The sequence below is a fragment of the Pelolinea submarina genome (assembly GCF_003966975.1).
Taxonomy (GTDB): domain Bacteria; phylum Chloroflexota; class Anaerolineae; order Anaerolineales; family Anaerolineaceae; genus Pelolinea; species Pelolinea submarina.
The window spans coordinates 1,457,797-1,477,951 of the sequence record NZ_AP018437.1 but is presented as its reverse complement, the minus strand read 5'-3'; the positions used below and the strand labels follow the sequence as shown (position 1 = coordinate 1,477,951).

15 protein-coding genes are annotated in these 20,155 nt (G+C 45.9%); 4 read left to right on the top strand and 11 right to left on the bottom strand.

Annotation, left to right across the window (positions count from 1 at the left end; all coding sequences use genetic code 11):
• Positions 1-442 precede the first annotated feature (442 nt).
• Positions 443-2,665 carry a HEAT repeat domain-containing protein gene (locus tag Pelsub_RS06390; protein WP_116224558.1) on the bottom strand — a complete coding sequence of 741 codons (2,223 nt, stop codon included), beginning with the start codon at positions 2,663-2,665 and terminating at the stop codon, positions 443-445.
• 655 nt (positions 2,666-3,320) lie between these two features.
• On the opposite strand from Pelsub_RS06390, the gene Pelsub_RS06385 reads away from it, so the two are divergent.
• Positions 3,321-4,787: a cellulase family glycosylhydrolase gene (locus Pelsub_RS06385; protein ID WP_116224559.1), complete on the top strand. Its 1,467-nt coding sequence runs from the start codon at positions 3,321-3,323 to the stop codon at positions 4,785-4,787.
• A gap of 335 nt (positions 4,788-5,122) precedes the next feature.
• On the opposite strand, the gene Pelsub_RS06380 is transcribed toward Pelsub_RS06385, so the two are convergent.
• The gene (locus Pelsub_RS06380) at positions 5,123-5,962 is read right to left on the bottom strand and encodes a class II fructose-bisphosphate aldolase (RefSeq protein WP_116224560.1); all 840 of its coding nucleotides are present in this window, start codon (positions 5,960-5,962) and stop codon (positions 5,123-5,125) included.
• A 243-nt stretch (positions 5,963-6,205) separates the two neighbouring features.
• Positions 6,206-7,126 (bottom strand): ketopantoate reductase family protein, encoded by a 921-nt coding sequence (locus tag Pelsub_RS06375; protein ID WP_116224561.1) that lies wholly within the window; start codon positions 7,124-7,126, stop codon positions 6,206-6,208.
• 214 nt (positions 7,127-7,340) lie between these two features.
• Between Pelsub_RS06375 and Pelsub_RS06370 the strand changes: the two genes are divergently transcribed.
• Together Pelsub_RS06370 and Pelsub_RS06365 are read left to right on the top strand one after the other, a co-directional pair.
• Positions 7,341-9,008 (top strand): tetratricopeptide repeat protein, encoded by a 1,668-nt coding sequence (locus Pelsub_RS06370; RefSeq protein ID WP_116224562.1) that lies wholly within the window; start codon positions 7,341-7,343, stop codon positions 9,006-9,008.
• 162 nt (positions 9,009-9,170) lie between these two features.
• Positions 9,171-9,680 (top strand): DinB family protein, encoded by a 510-nt coding sequence (locus Pelsub_RS06365; RefSeq protein WP_116224563.1) that lies wholly within the window; start codon positions 9,171-9,173, stop codon positions 9,678-9,680.
• A 145-nt stretch (positions 9,681-9,825) separates the two neighbouring features.
• Here the strand turns inward: Pelsub_RS06365 and Pelsub_RS06360 are convergent, their stop codons facing one another.
• The 8 genes from Pelsub_RS06360 to Pelsub_RS06325 all read right to left on the bottom strand — a co-directional run bounded on the left by Pelsub_RS06360 (position 9,826) and on the right by Pelsub_RS06325 (position 18,645).
• The gene (locus tag Pelsub_RS06360; RefSeq protein WP_116224564.1) at positions 9,826-10,635 is read right to left on the bottom strand and encodes an alpha/beta hydrolase; all 810 of its coding nucleotides are present in this window, start codon (positions 10,633-10,635) and stop codon (positions 9,826-9,828) included.
• A 28-nt stretch (positions 10,636-10,663) separates the two neighbouring features.
• Positions 10,664-11,638, bottom strand: a complete 975-nt coding sequence (locus Pelsub_RS06355) for an acetylxylan esterase (RefSeq protein WP_116224565.1) — start codon at positions 11,636-11,638, stop codon at positions 10,664-10,666.
• A 91-nt stretch (positions 11,639-11,729) separates the two neighbouring features.
• Positions 11,730-13,202: a sucrose phosphorylase gene (gene gtfA, locus Pelsub_RS06350; protein WP_116224566.1), complete on the bottom strand. Its 1,473-nt coding sequence runs from the start codon at positions 13,200-13,202 to the stop codon at positions 11,730-11,732.
• A complete protein-coding gene (locus tag Pelsub_RS06345) occupies positions 13,192-13,866 on the bottom strand; it encodes a uridine kinase family protein (protein WP_116224567.1) in 675 nt (224 codons plus the stop codon). The genes gtfA and Pelsub_RS06345 overlap by 11 nt, the downstream gene beginning before the upstream one ends.
• A 360-nt stretch (positions 13,867-14,226) precedes the next feature.
• Positions 14,227-15,051 carry a carbohydrate ABC transporter permease gene (locus tag Pelsub_RS06340; RefSeq protein ID WP_116224568.1) on the bottom strand — a complete coding sequence of 275 codons (825 nt, stop codon included), beginning with the start codon at positions 15,049-15,051 and terminating at the stop codon, positions 14,227-14,229.
• Positions 15,051-15,986: a carbohydrate ABC transporter permease gene (locus tag Pelsub_RS06335; protein WP_116225026.1), complete on the bottom strand. Its 936-nt coding sequence runs from the start codon at positions 15,984-15,986 to the stop codon at positions 15,051-15,053. Before Pelsub_RS06335 ends, Pelsub_RS06340 begins: the two co-directional genes overlap by 1 nt.
• A 49-nt stretch (positions 15,987-16,035) precedes the next feature.
• Positions 16,036-17,433, bottom strand: coding sequence for an ABC transporter substrate-binding protein (locus Pelsub_RS06330; RefSeq protein WP_116224569.1), 1,398 nt, complete (start codon positions 17,431-17,433; stop codon positions 16,036-16,038).
• 204 nt (positions 17,434-17,637) lie between these two features.
• A complete protein-coding gene (locus Pelsub_RS06325) occupies positions 17,638-18,645 on the bottom strand; it encodes a LacI family DNA-binding transcriptional regulator (protein ID WP_116224570.1) in 1,008 nt (335 codons plus the stop codon).
• 280 nt (positions 18,646-18,925) lie between these two features.
• On the opposite strand from Pelsub_RS06325, the gene Pelsub_RS06320 reads away from it, so the two are divergent.
• Positions 18,926-19,879 carry a nucleoside hydrolase gene (locus tag Pelsub_RS06320; protein ID WP_116224571.1) on the top strand — a complete coding sequence of 318 codons (954 nt, stop codon included), beginning with the start codon at positions 18,926-18,928 and terminating at the stop codon, positions 19,877-19,879.
• Positions 19,880-20,155 lie beyond the last annotated feature (276 nt).

Below are 20,155 nucleotides of genomic sequence, written 5' to 3'. Positions count from 1 at the left end.
AATAACTGCCTGACATGGATAGGAATAAAAAACTGTCTAATAAGGCATGCTAATTTCGAGAGGTTGCCGAATTTTGCTAAAATAAAAAATTTGCAGGTTCCGCAGAAGTCGCCTTTCCATTTTTGATATTATCTGGTGCAGTTTGGTGCAGATGGAGTACCAGATTATAGAATTATTGGACTTTGTAGATTAATAACCACCATATCTATGCATATCATAGATAAATAACCGCCAGATATACTGTATAGACACTTCAGGTCAAGACTTCGAATCAGTAGGTTCAGAGTTCGAATCTCTGCGGGGGCGCCTTTATTGAAAAGAAACTAACGCACGAAAATTATTTCCCCAAATACAGCAGGAACAAATAATTGATTTCGAAACTTTTTATACAGTATTTTCCGTTTTGCAGGTAATTTGATTTTTTTAAATACAATTATTCTTGTTAGTCTTGAATAAAATTCTGAACTTCCCATTGGAAAACGGAATCTAAATTTAATACGGAAATCATGATTTGCCCATCTGATAAAAATGTTATACCGCCTGTACCTGTGGTTTCATCAATATCATGATATCTTTTATAAACCAAAGCCCCATCAGATATTCGCAAGATCTGTACGTATCCCAAACTATCCACCATCGCCATGTATTGCCCATCCGGCGAAAATGTAATGAACGTTATTGGGGAATCCTCACCCAACAAAAAAGTATAAGGTGTCAGATATTCAACTTCAATGTTCCAAATTACAACATTTCCATTGGACATCCCCAAAGCCAAATGTTGCCCATCGGGAGTATACGACATGCATGTGGTGTCCTGTATAAAGAAATTTATATCCCCTGATTTACTTATAATCTCACCATCTGCAACCCGAAGGATATGTAAATAATTCCTACTACCATCCCAAATTGGCGCGACTGCAATAAATTGCCCGTCAGGGGAAAAGGCAATTTTTATTTCATTACCATCCAATTCATCCCTAAGATCGAGCGTGTTCAGCAACTCCCAATCGGATACCCGAAATAATTGGACAACGCCATTACGATTTATGGAAGCCAGGGTTTGGCCATCAGGTGAAAAAGTCACACTATCTGGCCAATAAGACTCTTCCAGTGTTGTTAGTATTTCTCCATCTATTGCACGCCTAATTTCCACTTGCGGTTGCGCGATGGCCATGATCTGACCGTCAGGTGAGAGAGCGATGCTCTTAACATCGTTTGTATCTTCCAATTTCCAGCCAAATGGACATGGCAAGCTCTTAAATCCCTCTGCACAGAAAAAATCCTTCCAAAGTTCATTAAAGCTAATATGACTTCCATCTATAACCTTCAAATCCTGATCAACAGAAGAGGGGAACTCACGTGGTTCAGAGCCTTTAAAACTTCTGGTCATAAGGATATCGCCGCTCAACGCTTCACGAACGGTAATGTTCGTCTCATATCGGATTCGGCTTACCGTGAAAGCATTTTCTTTGACAAGAAAGTAATACTTTTGGCTGCCTAGGTCTACTCGCTCCTCGTCAACAATAAAAACAAGCTCTGTCTCGCCAATAGATTTAGGAAGCAAATCGTAATTTAGATAATTATTAATAGAATGGGGTGTGCCTGTTCCGTTGTAGACTACTATCTTCGGAAAACTATCTGCATTTGGATCGTAATCAGAAGCTTCAGGAATTCCTTGCCCTGTTAGCACCGGAGTCATGGTTTCAAAAATTGAATCAAGTCCCTCAGGCGGCAATTGGTAAGCATTCGGTGGTTCATATACAAGATCCTCATCATTGAATATTGACAATAGCGGTTCTAAAGTTTGATCAATTGCTTCACCTATCCGTTTAATTGACTGTGTGTAGACCTCTTTTGATGCGTAAGGTTCCTTGTCACGCGCATTTTTAAGAGGTTCTATCGCCTGGCTATTACCTAAATAGCCTAATAGTTCAGCAGTATATTGGCGGGTATATGAGTTCTTGCTTTCGAGCATCGCGAAAAGTCGATCAATTGAATTTTCATCGATAATTTCCAAAAGTGCATTGGCTGCATTAAGGCTGACATTACTATCTTCATCTTCAAGCACTGCAATAAGAGGATCCACGGCTCGTTTGTCGCCAGTTTTTCCCAATGCGATAGTAGCTTCGCGTCTTGTACTGATATTTTCATCCTCGAGAAGTTCGATCAGTGGTTCAATGGCCCGTTCATCACCAATTAATGCCAATATTGGAGCAATAAGTATTGCACGATCAGTATTCTCATTCAGAAGTAGATAAAGTTGATCCCCGTTAATATTTTCAATTGATTCACTTTCTTTTAATAAGGATGAAGCATAATCAGCGACATCATATCTCGCATCGGCGAGCAAGGTGACTAGCGTTTGATTATCATTGATCTTTCTTAATGCATCTCTTGCCTTATTGGTTACCTCAACAGAATCATCATCGAGGACAAGGGTTATGAGCGGCCTTATAGCACTGCCATCTCCCAGCAAACCTAAATACCATGCTGCTGTACCACGAACATCTTCATTATTGCTTTCCAATGCATCAATTAATCCAGTTACATCTCCCTCATTTCTTAGTTTTTCTAGATTGGGTTTACATGCAGAAATTAACAGAGAAAATAATGAAATCAAAATGAGTAAAAATATTCGTTTGGAGAACAGAAGCCGATTGTTCATTTATTCCTCCAAGGTTATGAATAATTTTACAACATATTCTTGTGTTGTATTGATTATTTTCAATAAAGCATAATTTTTAGTAATGACATTCAAAGTCTTTTAGAAAAATTAAGTCGCGTTTCCGGATGCAACGCAGGTGCAAGGCCGGTGATATCAGGTGCACTCAATGTGCTGTGTAGAAAAAATCCAACTGATCTTTGGTAACCTGTACACACAATGTTCATATGGTACGCTGTAGGCATCATTACATGCTGACTTCAAATCAGTACTCCCTTATGGTCGCAGAGTTCCCTGGACTGGCCGCCAGTGTGCCCATAGGGTACAAGCAGGCGAATCTCTGCGGGGGCGCTCTTTTTTAACCACAGATTGACACAAATGAACACAAAGAGTCTGATCTGGAAACCCCTAAAAGGGACAAGTACCAGAGTATGCAGATTCATCCTAAAGAGTGCAGGCGAATCGCACCTGTTGAAATCTAAGCAAAGTGAATTTGCATATCAGTTCGACTCCAATACCCAAAATCATGATTGCATTTATTATTGAATCTTCGGATCCTGGGATAGCAGGCTCTATTGAACAATTGTTATAGAACATCTATTATATAGATATCAAGATTTCAAGCTCTTTTTTTTCCTTATTACGAAGGGAGAGAATCATGTATTCCAAACAATACGTTTTTAGTTATCTTCTGGTTATCGTATTAATAGTAGCATGTGTTCCTTCGACTTCTACCGACTCTCTCACGAACATCACCACAGATACGCCACCAAATTCCACGTCACAATCGCCTGGAGACATAACACCTGAAATTGAAGGTGATTTGAATTCTTCAACACTGCAAGCGAATAACAATTTATCAACAACTCAATTTTCCCCGAGGCCTTTGCAGGAATTGCCCGACAACCATATCGGCGTTCATACGGAAGGTTTTGACAGGTATAGCGAAGCAACAGAAGATGTCATGGCGAATGGATTCAAGCGACTGCGAATCCAATCCCTGACTCTATTCGGGGAGGACGAAGGGTTTGGAGTTAAAACCTTCCTCCTGGATTCAATACCACCGGAAGTGGATGAGGTCATAAATAATTATATTAACAATGGTGTGATGATTTCACTCGACCTATGGTTGGGAACAGGCTACCCTATCAATTTCACTGAATATGATACTACTTACAAAAGCGAGGAAGAAATTGATGCTTATCTAAAATACGTCGAATTGATCGTGCGTCACTTCAAGGATCGAATTTCTTCCTATGAGATACTGAATGAACCCGGATATATCTCAACCGAGACTTACGCCAACCTGATTAAAAAAACAGTCCCAGTTATCCAGGAGATTGATCCTGAAGCAACAATCATCATTGGTTCGACACCAGGAAGTTGGGAGAACGGTTTTCCCGGATATGGCCAATACCAACGCTTCGAACTTAGTGTTGACATATTAAATAACCTTCTCGAGTCTGGAGTTGTCAATATGGTAGATGCTATCTCTTGGCACCCCTTCTATGACAACATACCCAGCGACCCCAGCTACCAGAATTACCCGCAGACAGTGCAGGCGATAAAGGATCTTGCTACTTCACAGGGCTTTAGTGGAGAGTATTTCGCTGACGAGATTTTGTGGCGAACCGTGGCCGAGGAGGGTTTTACTTGTGGTCCGCCACTTAGCCACATGATTGCAGCCAAGTATTACACCCGGGCGATTACCGAACATCGCGGATTGGGACTCAACGTGACCATCAACATCTTCTTCCAATCGCCCTTCCTTGCACCAATTCACAATACTAACGATATTCTTGCCGGGGCAGAACCAACAGACATGGCCTTATCGCTTTTAACGGACGAGGTCGCTAACATTAGATATTATGCGTTCAACTTACCCAACGGCGATAAATTGGTTGCCCTGTGGACGAACGACGAGGCAGTAGAAGATGACCCTGGTTTAAGTACCACCCTCACATTCCCTCAATCCTCCGTTGAAAAAGCAACCGGCATTGACGTGTTCAGCGGCCTTGAGCAAGAATTGATCATCGAGAACGAGAATGGGGACTTGGTCATCCCTGATTTGCTGGTGAAGGATTACCCAATTTTTATCCGTTTTGAGGGTATGTCGAATCCTTAGCAAACACATATAGAATTTCCGGTATTATCAGTAAATAATGCAGCGGACAGTTGCATCTATGACAAAATGTGAAAATACACAAACTTCGAGGAGCCTTTCGGGGTGCATCTCGAATGCAAAGCCGGTGATACAGGGTGCATACAATGCTCTATGTGGACACTATTGCACCCTGCCTTCGAATCCCCTTAATAGGACAAAGGTTCAGAGTTCCTTGGCTTGGCCGCCGATTTTTATGGATTGAATCTGGAAAGTTTCCTTTTAATAAATGCAGGAGGATTATCGATATTTGATAATCCTCCTCAACAAGTTATTGTGCTATTTTTCCTCGCTAGCGATTATGCTTTTCCTTCTGATCCGCAGACTTTTACATAATGCCTGAGCGCATCTTTGAAACCTTCCTGCAGAAGTCGCCAAAAACCGAAAATGTTTTCTTCACCTTCCCCAATTGGATAAACCTTTTTCAGATTTTGAAGCGCAGCATACTTCATGTCCGTGGAAAGATTCACTTTATTAATTCCTGATCGGCATGCCCGAGCCAGGTTCTCATCACCTGTTCCGGATCCCCCATGGAGAACCAAAGGTATATCAACCGAATTAACAATTTGCTCTAATAAATCAAATTGTAATTTTGGTTCACCTTTATAGAGTCCATGCGCAGTACCAATTGCCACGGCGAGCGCATCGATTTGTGTCTCTTCCACAAACTTTTTCGCCAATTCCGGATCTGTAAAGTTGGAAACACCGTCCACAGCGTAATTACTGCCAATTCCGACATGCCCAAGTTCAGCTTCCGCAGACACTCCCACAGCGTGCGCCATACGAACAACTTCTTTGACCTGTGCGACGTTTTCCTCATAAGGCAGCTTGGATCTGTCAACCATCACTGAGGTGAATCCGGCTCTGATGGCCATAACAGCGACCTCGAATGTCATTCCATGGTCAAGGTTGAACGCAACAGGCACAGTTGCCTGCCTCGCCAAATCAGTAACTATCCTTCCGTAATCATACATATTCGGGTTTGCATGGCTCACCGATCCAATAATCAACGGTGACCTTAACTCTTCTGCCACCTCTATATATGCCCTAACATTTAATTCGTTTTCCGCATTAGGAGCAGGGATTGCATACCCCCCTTTCCTTGCTTCAACTAACAAATCCTTCATTGGTAATAACATTGTTGTCTCCTTTTACTGTCATGTCACTAATTGAAAAAGCCTTCTATTGTTATCATACTAATTAGTTTTTTGAGAACCAGTATAGTTTATTACGGAAACGGAAAATCCCCAAAAACATTTGGGATTTTTATATTTTCCAAGCACGCCTTGCTGAAATCCCTTACTATCTGCCCTGCCATTTGTACTATTCTTTAGGAAGGCTGCCAAGCAGGTGAATCGCGCCGGGGGCGCCCCGTCCTACAATCAGACCGGATTTTGCTCCAGCACGCGGATGATGCGAAGTAAGGTCTCGTTCACTGGGGTGGGTACAGCGTACTTTTTACCCAGCTCCACCACTTTCCCGCCGAAGATCTCCACCTCGGTTTTCCGGCCCGCTTCGATATCCTGCAGCATGGATGTTTTTCCTTGGGGTGACAAACCGTGCAGGAAAGGATACCAGTCGTCAATATCGCGCTCAGTCAGATCAATGCCCTGTGCCGCGGCCAATGCAATGACCTCCCGCATCAAAGATTCCATCAATTGTTGTGCGTTTGGATCCTTGTGAAAGATGCCGTAGGGCGCTCGCATGACGGCTGAGGCTTGGTTCATGCCCACGTTAATCATAAATTTCCACCACATGATCCGCAGCATATCCTCAGGCGTTTCGTATCGGATCCCTGCCCTCTCGAATGCTTTTTGTACCCTGCGAACTTTTTCATTGAGTTCCGCATTATTTAGCTCACCGAAGTAGTGCTTTCCGGGGTTGGTATAGGTCATTTGGTTGCCTTCACGCAACGCATCTATGCCAACAGAAATACCGTGCAATACCTTATCCATGCCGAAGATCTCCGCAATGCAATCCTCGCTCTCCAACCCGTTCATAAAGGAGACAAAAATCGTGTCATCCCCGACTAATTTATCCATTCCCTGCAAGGCTTCCTCAAGATGATACTGCTTCAGCGCTACGATGATCAGGTCCATAGGTTCCTGTGAATCATCCGGTTGGATCACGGGAAATGGATAATGTTTTCCATTAATTTCCAGCCCATCTCTTTGAAGCCTTTCGAGCCGTGACCCTTTAGCGATCAGAACAGTCGAGAATTCAGGGGTATCGAAAAATCTACCCGCAAAATAAGATCCCAAAGCCCCTGCCCCAAGGATAGCCACACGTTTTATTTCTGTCATTGATGGTTCCTTCCACGATACGACTAGCTGAACAAATTGCGTAATATTTTAGCATCAATTTTTTCAGTTTTTCTGATTAGCAAATCTCAGCCGGATGCCTGTTTTCATGAAACCCGATAATTTCTCACCTATTTAAGCTTGAACTTCCGTATTTCTTCCTATCGCTGTACAATTACAAATAATTGGCCATTTGCTCATATCGGAGGGAGATCCCATGACGCAATATGAATACAAAGTACTCAAAATCCCGCACATTCAGCAAACTTACTATTGCAGCTTCATGGCCGGATTTGGCTGGCAGGTGCAAAACATCCAGGAAAGCGTGGACCGTGTGGTCAATCGTTCCTTGGGTTTTTCCAACACCACCAATTACGGATCCATGAATGCCAATACCTATTTTCACCCGTATACAAATAGCGCCAGCACCTATGGATATTCCCGTAATCACGGCTGGGGCAGCCAGATGAACATGGAAGTCACCGATGTGCAAAGCAGTTTGACCATCACCTTCTTCCGCGACGCCAATATCCCCTACAAATATGAATTGCAGCAGGTGGAAAACCGTTTCATATCCGCCACCCCCGCTTATCTGAAACGCTGCGCGAAGGAAAACATAAAGAATCAGGCTAATTGGCCGGAACGCAAAGCGGTACAGACCTGCTACGAAGAAGGTAAAGCATTATTAGCACGCGGCCAACAACAAACCAAACCACAAGCAGTGACCAATCAAGTTGAGAGCACACAATCTGTCGGCGTTGAGTCACAGGCACCCGCCGGCTTCCCGGCTGAACCACCCGTAGTCACCTTGCGTGAAATGGAGATCACCCACAACGTTTTTCAATCCAAAGAAGCCGGCATTCAGATCCGTTTAAATTTCAACATCACCAACCGCAAAGGTATTCAATGCCGCACGTCTGCCTATTTCTATGATGAGAACAACCAACCGCTGCAGGACATCAACCAACGTTTCCACAGTGCCAATAACAAAGTCTCAGTCGGCTCGACCTTCAAACCGGGATTCGACAATACCTACTACAACGACTACATCCTGTTCATGCCGTACAGCGAGCTGGACCAGAAGGATGGGGATTATAAACTCAGCCTGACCGTTCACATCTATGACGAGGTGACTCGAACTTTTCTGGCAGCCTGGCCCAACACGCCTTTCCGCTACCTTCAGAATGGGCAGCAGAAACGGGGAGAGGCACTTCAGCAAACCGCCGCAACATCGACAGCCGCCGCAACCAGCAGCACCGCAAACAAACCTGCTCCCAAAGCAACGCGCAAGGCCGCCCCAAACAACCCACCCAAGCAGACAGCCCCACCTCAGCGGCCCAGCTTCACCGAGTATTCGGCCACTTTCTGTAAAAACTACGGCTGGGATGAGCTGACCGAGGATCGTAAAGTCTATCTGCAGGGACTGGAAATCGCTTACGCGGGCAAGTACAAAGAAGCGCGCAAGTACTATAAAAAAGCGCTCAGTTTGAACCCAAATGAACCCCGTTATTGGGTCGATGTGGTACAGGATTATTTTGAGAAAGCCCAATTCGATGAAGCCCTCGCCTTCCTGCAAAAAGGCCTGAAACATCTACCCGATGATCTGGCCCTGCTCTACCAGGTTGGCCACGTTTATATCCAGAAGTCGGATTGGGAAAATGCTGAGAAAATCATAAAACAGATTGAAGCAAGCTCACATCCTCATGCGCAATATGATTTTCATATGTTGACAGGTGAATATCATCGAGAACGCAAAGAATATCAGAAGGCGATCCAAAGCTATGATCAGGCGGACAAACTGCTCGATCCGGAAATGGATTTCCTTAAAGGCACAAATCAACAGTACTGCCGCGAACTGATGAAACAGGAAAAAACCAGTAAATAACGTTATTACAGTTTTCATAAACGTTGTTCCGGCATTCAGGCAGTGTGTACGGCAGGCTTAAACAGGCTAATTTCTCATATTCAAGCGGCTTTTAGTTTGTAGACCTGAATCCGCAGACCATATTGCTTTATACTTAATCCAGAATATATTAAGGAGATAAACGTGGACATCATCGAATACATCCGGCGGCAAATGGCCGGGATGCGCCGTTCCATCGACGGCAACATGCAGAACATGACCAATGAACTATTCAATTACCCTTCTCCCGGTACCGCTAACACCATCAGCGCGACCTATGTGCATCTAATCTTTTCGGAAGACCATTTCATTCAGGAAATCCTGCAGGGCAAACCCAGTATCTGGGAGACCGGAAAGTGGAGCGAGAAAGTAGGCATCCCCAAGCCGCCGGATTTCGGCGAAGACTGGAGCGCGTTCAAGCACCAGCAGCTGCCCATCCAACCACAAGTAGATTACGCGGCAGCCGTGTGGGCCGCCACGGATACGTATCTGGATACTTTGACAGCCGAGGATCTTGATCGCAAAGTGAAATTTGCCGGCGGAGAGCGTACGGTAGCAGATATGCTTTTGCTGGATACTTCGCAGGCATTGGGACACAATGGCGAGATCGCCGCGCTGAAAGGTATTCAGGGCGCTAAAGGGCTTCCGGTTTAGGGCAGGATCTCTCGCCAGAATAACTATACGAAATCAAATCGTCGTCTCAAAATGGGACGACGATTTGTGATCCTCGCTTTTGTCTTCCGGTAATCATTATACAAATGACGCCGCCACTCGCCCGGCGTCATCAATGGGTTCTACACTACGAACAACATTTTCCCTGAAAATTGGAATCAATACAATCCAGCCCTCGCTGGATATACTCATCCCAGTAGTCCCAGTCATGTTCGCCCGGGCCTTCTTCGTAACAAAAGTCCACTCCGTGTTTTTCCAAATGGTCTCTGAATTTTCTGTTCATATCCAACAGGAAATCATCCGTCCCGCAGGCAAAATAAATTTTGGGGATTGGTGTCTTTGACACGGCAAGTTTATCAATCAGCGCGAAAAGGTCATTATCGCTGCCCTTCAATTGATCCAGTCCGCCAAAATGGGCATCGGCGTTGAAATTGGGGTGAATTGGGTTCTTGAGTGCAGAAACGACATCCACCACACCAGAAAGGCTGATCACCGCGGAGAACATTTCCGGCTTGCGCAGGGCAAATTTCAGAGCGCCGTAACCTCCCATGGATAAGCCAGCCACGTAATTATCCTCACGCCGGCGGGATAAAGGCAGCAGCGAGCAGATAAAGCTGGGCAGCTCTTCGCTGATGTACGTCCAAAAGGCGGGCCCATGCATCCGATCAGCGTAGAAACTATTTTGCGCATCCGGTAAAACGACTGCCAGATTGCGCTGGTTGGCGTAATGTCGAATACGCGAATTCAACAACCAGCTATTGGATCCATCGGTCGCGCCGTGCAGCAGGTAAAGCGTCCGGTATTTCTCTGTGATTCCGAATTCTACTGCCGATAAATCGTCTTGATGAATATCCGGAAAATTCTCAGGCAGCAGTACTTTGATAGTTGTGGGAAATAATAAAGTCTTTGATCGGAGGCTGCATTCGATTATTGTCATCGCCTTTCCTTTCCCATAAACTGACCCATTATAGACCCAGCATAAATTGAAAACTGAGATCGGCAAAACCAGGTATCACTTCATGACTGTAATCGGGGAAAATCCGCATCGATTTTGGAGACCTGATCTTATTATAAACAGCAAATTGCGAGGAAGGCGGACAAGTGGTGTCCATCAAGCCTATGCCCCATTGCACTTCGCCTTCAATACGGTCGGACAGGTTTTGGATGTCGACATAGCCCAGTTTTTCAAATATCGCCCGCTCCTGCTTATGCGCCGGATCAAAGGACCGGAAATATTCGCGGAGTTCCACGTAAGCCTCCTTACCCTGATCCATATCCCAAACTCGCTTGTAGTCACTTAAGAAAGGATAAAGCGGGGCAGCCCGCTTGATTCGAGGTTCCAAGGCAGCACAGGCCACCGTCAAGGCTCCACCCTGACTGCCGCCCAACGCGCCCACCCGTTCCGCGTCTACGTCCGGCATGCCCATGACAATTCCGGCCAGTTGGGCTGCGTCCAGAAATACCTGGCGGAACAAGAGATTCTCCGGCTTCCCGTTCAACGCGTCCTGCAATCCGCGGATGATGTGGCCGTGCAGCGTATTCCCCGAAACTCCACCTGTGTCCTCTGAAGAGCCTCCCTGCCCGCGGCAGTCCATGGCCGCTACCGTGAATCCCTGGGCAGCGTAGCCAAGCTTATCAGTCCAGTCGCCCGCATTACCGGTATAACCGTGGAACATCAACACTGCCGGGTGCGGGTTCCGGCCATTCTGCGGCTGGATCAACTTCGCATGAATACGCGCCCCGCGTACGCCGGTGAAAAACATATCGTAACAGTCGCAAAATGAGGTCTTGAAATCCGCCGGCCGCAGCTCAACCTGCGGATCGACCTGCCGCATTTCTTCCAATCCTTGCCGCCAATATTCACTGAAATCATCCGGCCGGGGGCTGCTCCCCCTATAATCGACTAATTGATCAAAGGGAAAATCAAAAGTTAAGGGCATCAGGAATCTCCTAATTTAGCTGACTCTCAATTACTTACCGGTCTCATAAATGGAAGATGTGGTCAACCGCTGATTGAACAACCATGCATTATCACAAATGCATGGTTTTTATCGCTTGTGTTCCCGTTTCATTATACGTAACAGTTGCCGAAAGCGGCTCCAGCTTCACAACCAGCTCCGTGAAATCTTCATCCTTTTTCCAGGAGAGAACCAGGTCTTTATCACTGCAAGAACCTACTTCAAACTCACCGTTGAATGCCGGGTGCGTGTTTCGCAATTGAATCAGGTTCATCAACTTTTTAACAACATTTTTTTCAATAGCTTGTTCGATCTCTTTCAGCGTGAAGTTATGGCGGTTAATCTCACGCCCCTCACCGGTTTTCTTTATCGATTCAAGGTCATTCTCTCCGGCCAGCAAACCAACGTAATATACCTGCGGAATGCCCGGCGTAAAAAATTGAATCGCGCGAGCCGCCAGGTAAGCGGTGTCGTTACAGTCCAAAATTGAGTAATACGAGCAGCGGATCTGATGAACATTGAAGCCATCCTCATCCTGGTATTTTGGTGAGATGACATAGCTTAAATTGGCCCCACGGCTCAGGCAAACATCCACTACTTTTTGCGCATCTTCATGAGTATACAGCCCATTCAAATCCGGTTTAAGCGGCACCCCATCGTGGCAGTCCAGCATGGTGAATTGATTATGAGGACGTTCCCGTAAATACTTCTTTAGCCTGCCAAATGTCCCGTTAATAAATGCATCCAAAATAGAATACGGCAGAATGAAGTCGTAAATCCAATAGCCCTTTTGCGCCAATCTGAATTGCGTTTCATATTCCGAATGAATTTCAGGCAGCAAGTCGATATTCATAGAATGCGCCAGCTCAGAAATCCAGTCCAGGAATTCATAGATTTCGGGTTCCACAAAGAAGCAAGTGCTGCCCCGTTTTTTGATAACATATCCAACCGCGTCCAGCCGTACCATCTGCACATTGTTTTTGCTGAAGTTCAATATGAATTTTTCCAGCAAATCTCGTGTGATGGGCGAATGGATATCCAGATCGATTTGTTCGGAGGGGATTGTCTTCCCAAAACTTGTCCACACGCTTTCCACCTCTCCCGTCTGTCGAATGGTGAATTTGGAGAAAGGTTCTGCTCTGCGCAGGAAGATTTGATCCAGGTCGGCCTGTACGGGAATTCCATCAGGCCAGATCTTATCCAGGGTGATGAAAAGGTCGGCGTATTTCGACTTACGTCCTGTCTCAAGAAAATCTTGAAAGAAAGTGGATTTAGCCGAAATGTGGTTCACCATTAAATCCAATAAGACGGGTGATTTTTCACCGATGCGCTTGATATCCTCCCAGGTGCCAAATTTCGGTTCAATTTCGGCATAGGTCAAAGGCGCAAAACCTCGATCGCCCGAGGAAGGAAAAGGCGGAAGGATGTGGGTACCTCCGCTAAACAATCCTTTGAAATAAGTATCCAGAACCAGATTCAGCTTGCGTAAATCCCCTCCCAATGAGTCCGGATAGGTGATTAATTGAACCTGATTTTTAATACTCATTCATTCTCTCCGGTTCAACAATAGTCACCTCGAATTGATCGTTGATGATAAAATCTGCCAAATATCGGTGCCCTGCAATAATCTTATGTTCAGTAGCTAAAATCTTCTCAACGAAAGGATCACTGACCTCTTTCCCTCTGTTTCTTTTTTTTCGATCCTCCAAGGTAGCCAGCCAATTTCTGGTTATAAAAACCTTGCTGTCAATATTCCTTAACAAGGAAGTATACGTACCTTCGGCGATGACTACTTTTACATCCTTTAAGTCCAGCGTCTGGGTCTCGATTGTGTTGGCATTGTAATCAACCAGCGGCTTTTCAATTATTAATTTCCCCTGTATGGCGTCGATGATATTTTTCTCGAGCAAATCAAGGTTGACCTCGATATGCGGCCCCAACCAATCCGGATCGGTATGCCTTTTTTCACTGTTGGACTCGGGAGGCAAGAAGAAATAATCGTCCTGGCCCAAGATCACACTTTTTATGCCAAACTTTTTCAGCTCGTTCGATATTGCCAGGCTGATCTCTGATTTGCCGCTGCCCGATTCCCCCCCCACGGTCATGGTATAGATCCTTGCTTTGTCTTTTATCACCTGAATAAGATGCGCAACAATTTCCCTCGCAGCCTCCTCATGATGCGCCTCTACATTAATAATGTCACCTTTCATAAATACCTCATATTTCGAAGATTTTCACATGCGGGTAATCTATTTATTTCAATACCTGAACACTCACTCATACCAGATTCCTCCAGCAAAGCAGCCCGCATGTAAACTCATTCATAAATAATAAAAATAATTTCAACTCCTGGCTCACTAACCAAAACATCTCTGCGGTAGATGGTTCTCAGAGAGATTTTTCCAACCCAAAGCACGAATGATAAAAACTTTAAAAAGTAACCAGAACCTCCGTTTTCTGATCACTGCGATGAGTCGGCCGTCAACAAGCTTTATCATGCCATGACAGTTATTCGTTAAAGTTCCTTATCAAGGATGCCTTTTTTTCCCGGTGATACCCATGAATACAGTTCATCCTTTGATCGAGCCTTGCAGCAATGCCGTGATAATCTGGCGCTGGAACAAGACAAAGACCACCAGAGTAGGGACCAGGATTAATATGGTTCCGGCGCAAAGCAATGGGACATTGGTTGCGTAGTGTCCTTGAAATGCGCCCAATGCACCGGCCATGGTTCTCCTGGTCGGATCCTCGACCAACACCAATGCTAAGAGGAATTGGTTCCAGGTCCAGACAGACATAAGGATGCCCAATGAGGAAAGAGGCGCACGCGCAAGGGGCAGATGAATTCGCCGGAATAAATCCCATGCGCTCGCACCGTCAATGCGAGCCGCTTCCGTAATCTCAATTGGCATACTGATGAAATGAGCCCGCATCCAAAAGACAGCAAAAGGCATATACAAACCAATCAGAGGGAGCACGATAGCCAAACGAGTATTGTAGATACCCATCCAACGTTCCAGATAATAAAGGGGGACGATGATACCACCAAAAGGCAATGTCAATCCAAATACAAACAACGGGAAGAGGAACTTCGACCCGGGAATTCGCAGAAGGCCAATCGCAAAGGCCGCCATCGTTGAGATGATCAAAGAGACGGGTACTACCGCGGCTACAATGTATAAGCTGGATGAAAGCAGCGCGGTCATATTGGCTACCTTGAAAGCTTCTAAGAAGTTGCCCCACTGTGGATCAGCCGGCCATTCAAAACCCCTGGGCACTGTTCCCGAAGGATGCAAAGCGGTTAAAAAGATGCTAATAAAAGGCAGGACTGTGATCAACATTAATATCGTCAGGAATGCACGACCGATAAAGAGTTCGCCGCGGCCGATTTTCATTATTCTTCCTCCCGATTTAAGCGTTGGAGCGGCAAAACAACAACCAGCACCAGGATCATCAATAAAACTGCCAATGCAGATGCCAAGCCAATGCGCTGTTCCGTAAACGCCAAAATATAGATTTTCACACCAGGGACAGCGGTAGAATTACCAGGACCTCCGGCCGTGGATACATAGACGATGTCAAAAGCAGATAGCGCATTGATAACAGTCACCGTCAGGCATACGCCGATTTCATACTTCAATAAAGGGACAGTGATAGATAAAAATTCATTCCACCAACTAGCGCCGTCGATCCTGGCTGATTCATACAATGCCGGATCAATCTTGGTAATGCCGGTAGAAAGCAATACGGTACAAAATCCCAACAAAACCCACACACCAATCATGCCGACGGATGGCAAAGCCCAGGTAAAATCCCCCAACCAGGCGCGCGTAAAACTTTCCAAGCCAACCGCGGTTAGGACCTCATTGATCAGGCCAGGGAGAGCAAGTAACCAGCCCCAAATAATTCCAGCCGCAACCAAAGGGATCACTTGCGGAAGGAACAGGACAGTGCGGGTTATCGATCCAAAACGGCCGCTGCCCACACGTTGAATCACGCTGGCAACGATCAATCCGAGGCCAACCGGAATAATGCTGAAAAACAGCACCAACTTGAACGCGTTGAAAATTGTCGCAAGCAGGTCCGGAACCTCAAAGACTGTCCGGTAATTCTTCAATCCTACCCAGGTCATCGGCGTAATACCATTCCATCTAAAAAAGGAATAATAAACACTGAGTACGAGGGGCACCAAGACGAAAATCGCGTACATTACTAAGGCGGGCGTTACAAAAAGCCCGCCTATGATTGTCTCCCGGCGGTCTTTTCCACCTAATGAGAACCGCCGGGATACTTTATTGGGTACGCGGACTTTGTCTGACGTTTTTTTCATCAGTGAACTTAATTTTGAAAATTCAGGCATCGTCACGCAACCGCTTTCTTTACTCTTCCAATTCCCGTAAATATTCAGCCTGGACTGCTTCGAGCAGACCGGCAGCATCTTGTTTGCCGCCAACCATCTTCTGCAGTTCGGGCGTCCAACCCTGCGCAAAGATCGCGCTGGTCGCGTTCGCGATGAAGTCCATCGCCGAACCGGTCTTACCGAGCACAACGCCAGCGGCAAGGGTTTCATTCGTTACCGATCCCTCGGTGACAGCGGGCATGACAGCATCAGCCGGTCCACCAGGATTGGAACCGCCAACCGCTACGTCGATCTCGCGGGCAGTCTGGTTGGAAGCAACCCAGTTCAGGAAGAAGGCAGCGCAATCCGCATTTTTAGCATTGGCTGCAATACCGTAGGTCAACGGAGCGGACATTGCCGCAGGACCGCCGCCGGCTTCGGCAGGAGGCATCAAGAAGAAACCAACGTTGCCGGGCATATCGGTATCATAAGAAGCATTCTGCCAGTCGCCATTGAACATGAAGACGCCCTCGCCTTGACCAAAGCGGGCATTGGCATCGGTGTACTCAATCGCATTGATATCGGTCGGGAAATAGCCGTTGTCAATCCAGTCCTGCAGATGTTGGGCAGCTACCAGGTTGGACTCGGTATCAATTGTCGCGCCCTCTTTCTGATAGATCCAGTCACTGATAGGTTGAGCAGGGCCTACAGAAGCCATTAATGCTTGCAGCGGGAAGGCCAGGCCCATACCGCTTTTCGCGCTGCCCCACTGCATGATGGGCAGCAAACCGGCAGCTTTGGCACTGGCAAGCAAATCTTCCAACTCGGCCAGCGTCGCGGGTGCTTCAGTCATGCCGATCTGGGCAGCCAGTTCTTTGTTGTAGAAAATACCCGTCAGGCTGTAGTTGAGGCCCATCGCATACAACGAACCGGAGCCGCGGGTTCCGTCTTCACCCACACGGTTTTGGTCCAATTGCGGTACCGGCCATTCATCCCAACCGAAAGCAGTGGCGTAATCGTCAAGATTCATGAGCAATCCCTGCTTGGCAAATGAAACCATGGTTGGGAGTCTGATGAGATCAGGCGCGTTATCTCCAGCGAGCAGACGCGGTGTTTCATTGATCAGGTTCGCAAACTGATCCTGTTTGATGTCCCAGGTCACATTCGGGTATTGTTTGGTGAACTCTTCAGCAAGTTTGAAGGGAAGGTCGAAACCCGTTTCAAAATAAGCGTTGAGAACAACCGGATCCGTCCCACAACTTGGGGTTTCCGACACGGGGGCTGCTTCCTCGGCAGTCGTATCGGTGGTTGTATCAGCCTCAGCGGCTGGAGCTTCTGCAGCTGGCGCTTCTGTGGTTGCCGGGGATGAAGCACATGCACTTACGACAATCCCACAGAGAATTAAAATGCTTAGCAGATGTAGAAATTTTTTGTTCATTTTTTCTCTCTCCTTAATTTTATTATTGGTTTTGGGGAACACTTCAGAACTTAAATACGACCATTGACACCTCCTATTAATGGATAAACGATCTGGTAAATGAAATACTCAAACTAACCTAAATTAGATAAATAGCTTGCATGAAAACACTTTCATTCAATATAGCATAAAAAATTGGTAAATGCAATATGATTTCTTAAAAGATCAGACGGTCAATCTTTCAATTACGGTCAAAGGAAGATAAACGTGTTGAACAGGCCTGGAAGAGTCTGCTATATGAGAAAGCAGGATTTCAATTGCCAACCGCCCCGACTCATCCAGGTGCTGGCGCACAGTTGTCAGATCCTCAAAATCAGCCATATCGATATCGTCAAATCCAATTATGGCCAAGTCATCAGGAACTTTAATCCCTAATTGTCTGGTAGCCTTCAGTACGCCCAAAGCTTGTAAATCGGTGGCAGCGAATATGGCTGTGGGAGAATTGGGTAAATCGATCAGCTCCTTGGCAATTTGGCGGGCTTGTTCCTGGTTATAGGGAGCCAACCGGATAAAGCTTTCAGGCACCTCAATATTTGCCGATTTAAGCGCTTTACGAAACCCTTTTAACCGAAAGCTTACAGGGTGAATGGAATATTCCGGTAAGTCCGAATCGCCCAAAAATGCGATCCGTCGATGCCCTTTTTTAATCAGGTATTCGGTGGCAATCCTGCCGCCTTCCACATCATCAATTTCAACGCTATTGATTAATGGATGCGGGTACTCGATCAAAGTTGTCGGTAAATGATAATCCAGCAGCCTTTTCACATCATTATCATTGACCGGTAAGGACATAATAACCAACCCATCAAGATTTCCGGTCAAAGGCAAAGAAGATAAATAACTTTGCAGCCGGTTATTTGAGTCAACGGTGTAGATAACCAAATCAAAGTTTTCCTTTGATAAGGAATTTGCTATACCGCGCATTCTTTGAATGAAAGAGGGTGCTGTAAAGAATGGGGTGATGACGCCAATTCTTCCCATGAAACGCAGCGCACGCGCACGTGCTTCCGCTTTGGGAACAAAACCCAACTGGTCTATAGCATTGTTCACCTTCTGGCGTGTTTCAGCATTGACCTTTTCAGGATTGTTGATCACACGAGAAATGGTTGAAATACTAAAACCGGATAACGCAGATACATCAAATATGGTTGGCGCTTTTTTCCCATTCTTCATATTTTTTACTCATCTCTATTTTAATGAAAGCACTTTCATAATTGTATCATTATACCTTATGGGTCAATGAAAAAAGTATATTTTATTTCAATACTTATTTTGTCAAAAAGAGAAAAGTAAGGTTTTTTAATCATTCCGATTGCGTTTTTCGCTCTGATACACCTTCCGGCAAGCACTCTTCGCAAGAAAGAACCGCACGATAATTTTTATTCCCATTCTTTTTCTCTTCGATGATAATATTCATGGAAATTCGCTTAATGTTTGCAAAGGAAGAGATTCAATGGAAAAGTTACCCATCATCATCGATTGTGACACCGGGACCGACGACGCAATTGCCATTATTGCGGCTCTCTATGCCCCCCAATTCGACCTGCGGGCCATCACAACCGTGGCCGGCAACGTTGCCCTGAAATACACCAGTCAGAATACGCTCAACCTAGTGCGCTACCTGGGCTTTGACACCAAAGTAGCTGTAGGCGCGCCCCAACCCATCAAAAGCGACATCATCCATTCGGGCGACGATACCCACGGCGACACCGGCATGGGCACGGTAGTGCTGCCAAAAGCAGAAGGCAGCTTCTACGAAAAGACCGCCATCGAGACCATCATCGAAGAAGCACGCGCCATGAAAGGTGAGCTGGTGCTGATCCCAATCGGTCCGATGACAAATATCGCTCTCGCTATTATGGCCTATCCGGAACTTAAAACGCTAATCAAAGAAATTATCTTCATGGGCGGGGCTATGCGCGGCGGCAATATGACTTCGGTTGCCGAATTCAATGCCTGGGCCGACCCGGAAGCATTGAGTATCGTGCTAAACAGTGGTATTCCCTGCAAGATGATCGGCCTGGATGTCACGGAAAAAGCCATCATGAAACAGGAGGACGCGGATTATTACCGCGGGTTGGGTACAAGAGCCGGTCAGGTCGTGGCCGATCTGTTGGAGTTCATGTTCGTGCGTTTTAACGCTGGCAAAGAGGATGCATTGATGCATGACGGTTTGGCAGTCGCAGTTGCTGCGGACCCGGATATCGTCGAAACCAAGCGATATTATGTTGACTGTGAGTGCGCCGGAACGTATACGCGCGGCCATACTTATGTGGCCTACAAAGATTTCTTTTTCAAAAAAGGAGAGAGGCCGGAACTGTGCGATGTCGCCCTGGATCTTGACCTCCCCCGCTTCAAGGATTTCCTGCGTAACTCAATTATTCATAGCGTTGAAACAACGCGATAAGATAGCCATATTTTCAGGACGAGGGTGTTTTCTGATTCCCTCGTCCTACCCAGATTAATAATGTAGTTTTCTCAATTTAGCTTTTTTTCGGTTATAACAACCCTTTTTCCCCTCTATAACGGTGGTTATCTTCCTTTAATAGCATTATTCCCAAGTGATATTAGAAATATCATTTCAGCTTGTACTTTTTAAAGCAGGACCTTGTACCATCTCAAAATTGAATAAATACTTTACAGAGCAAGAAGAGATGCTATCTCCTTGCTCTGTTTCTGTTAA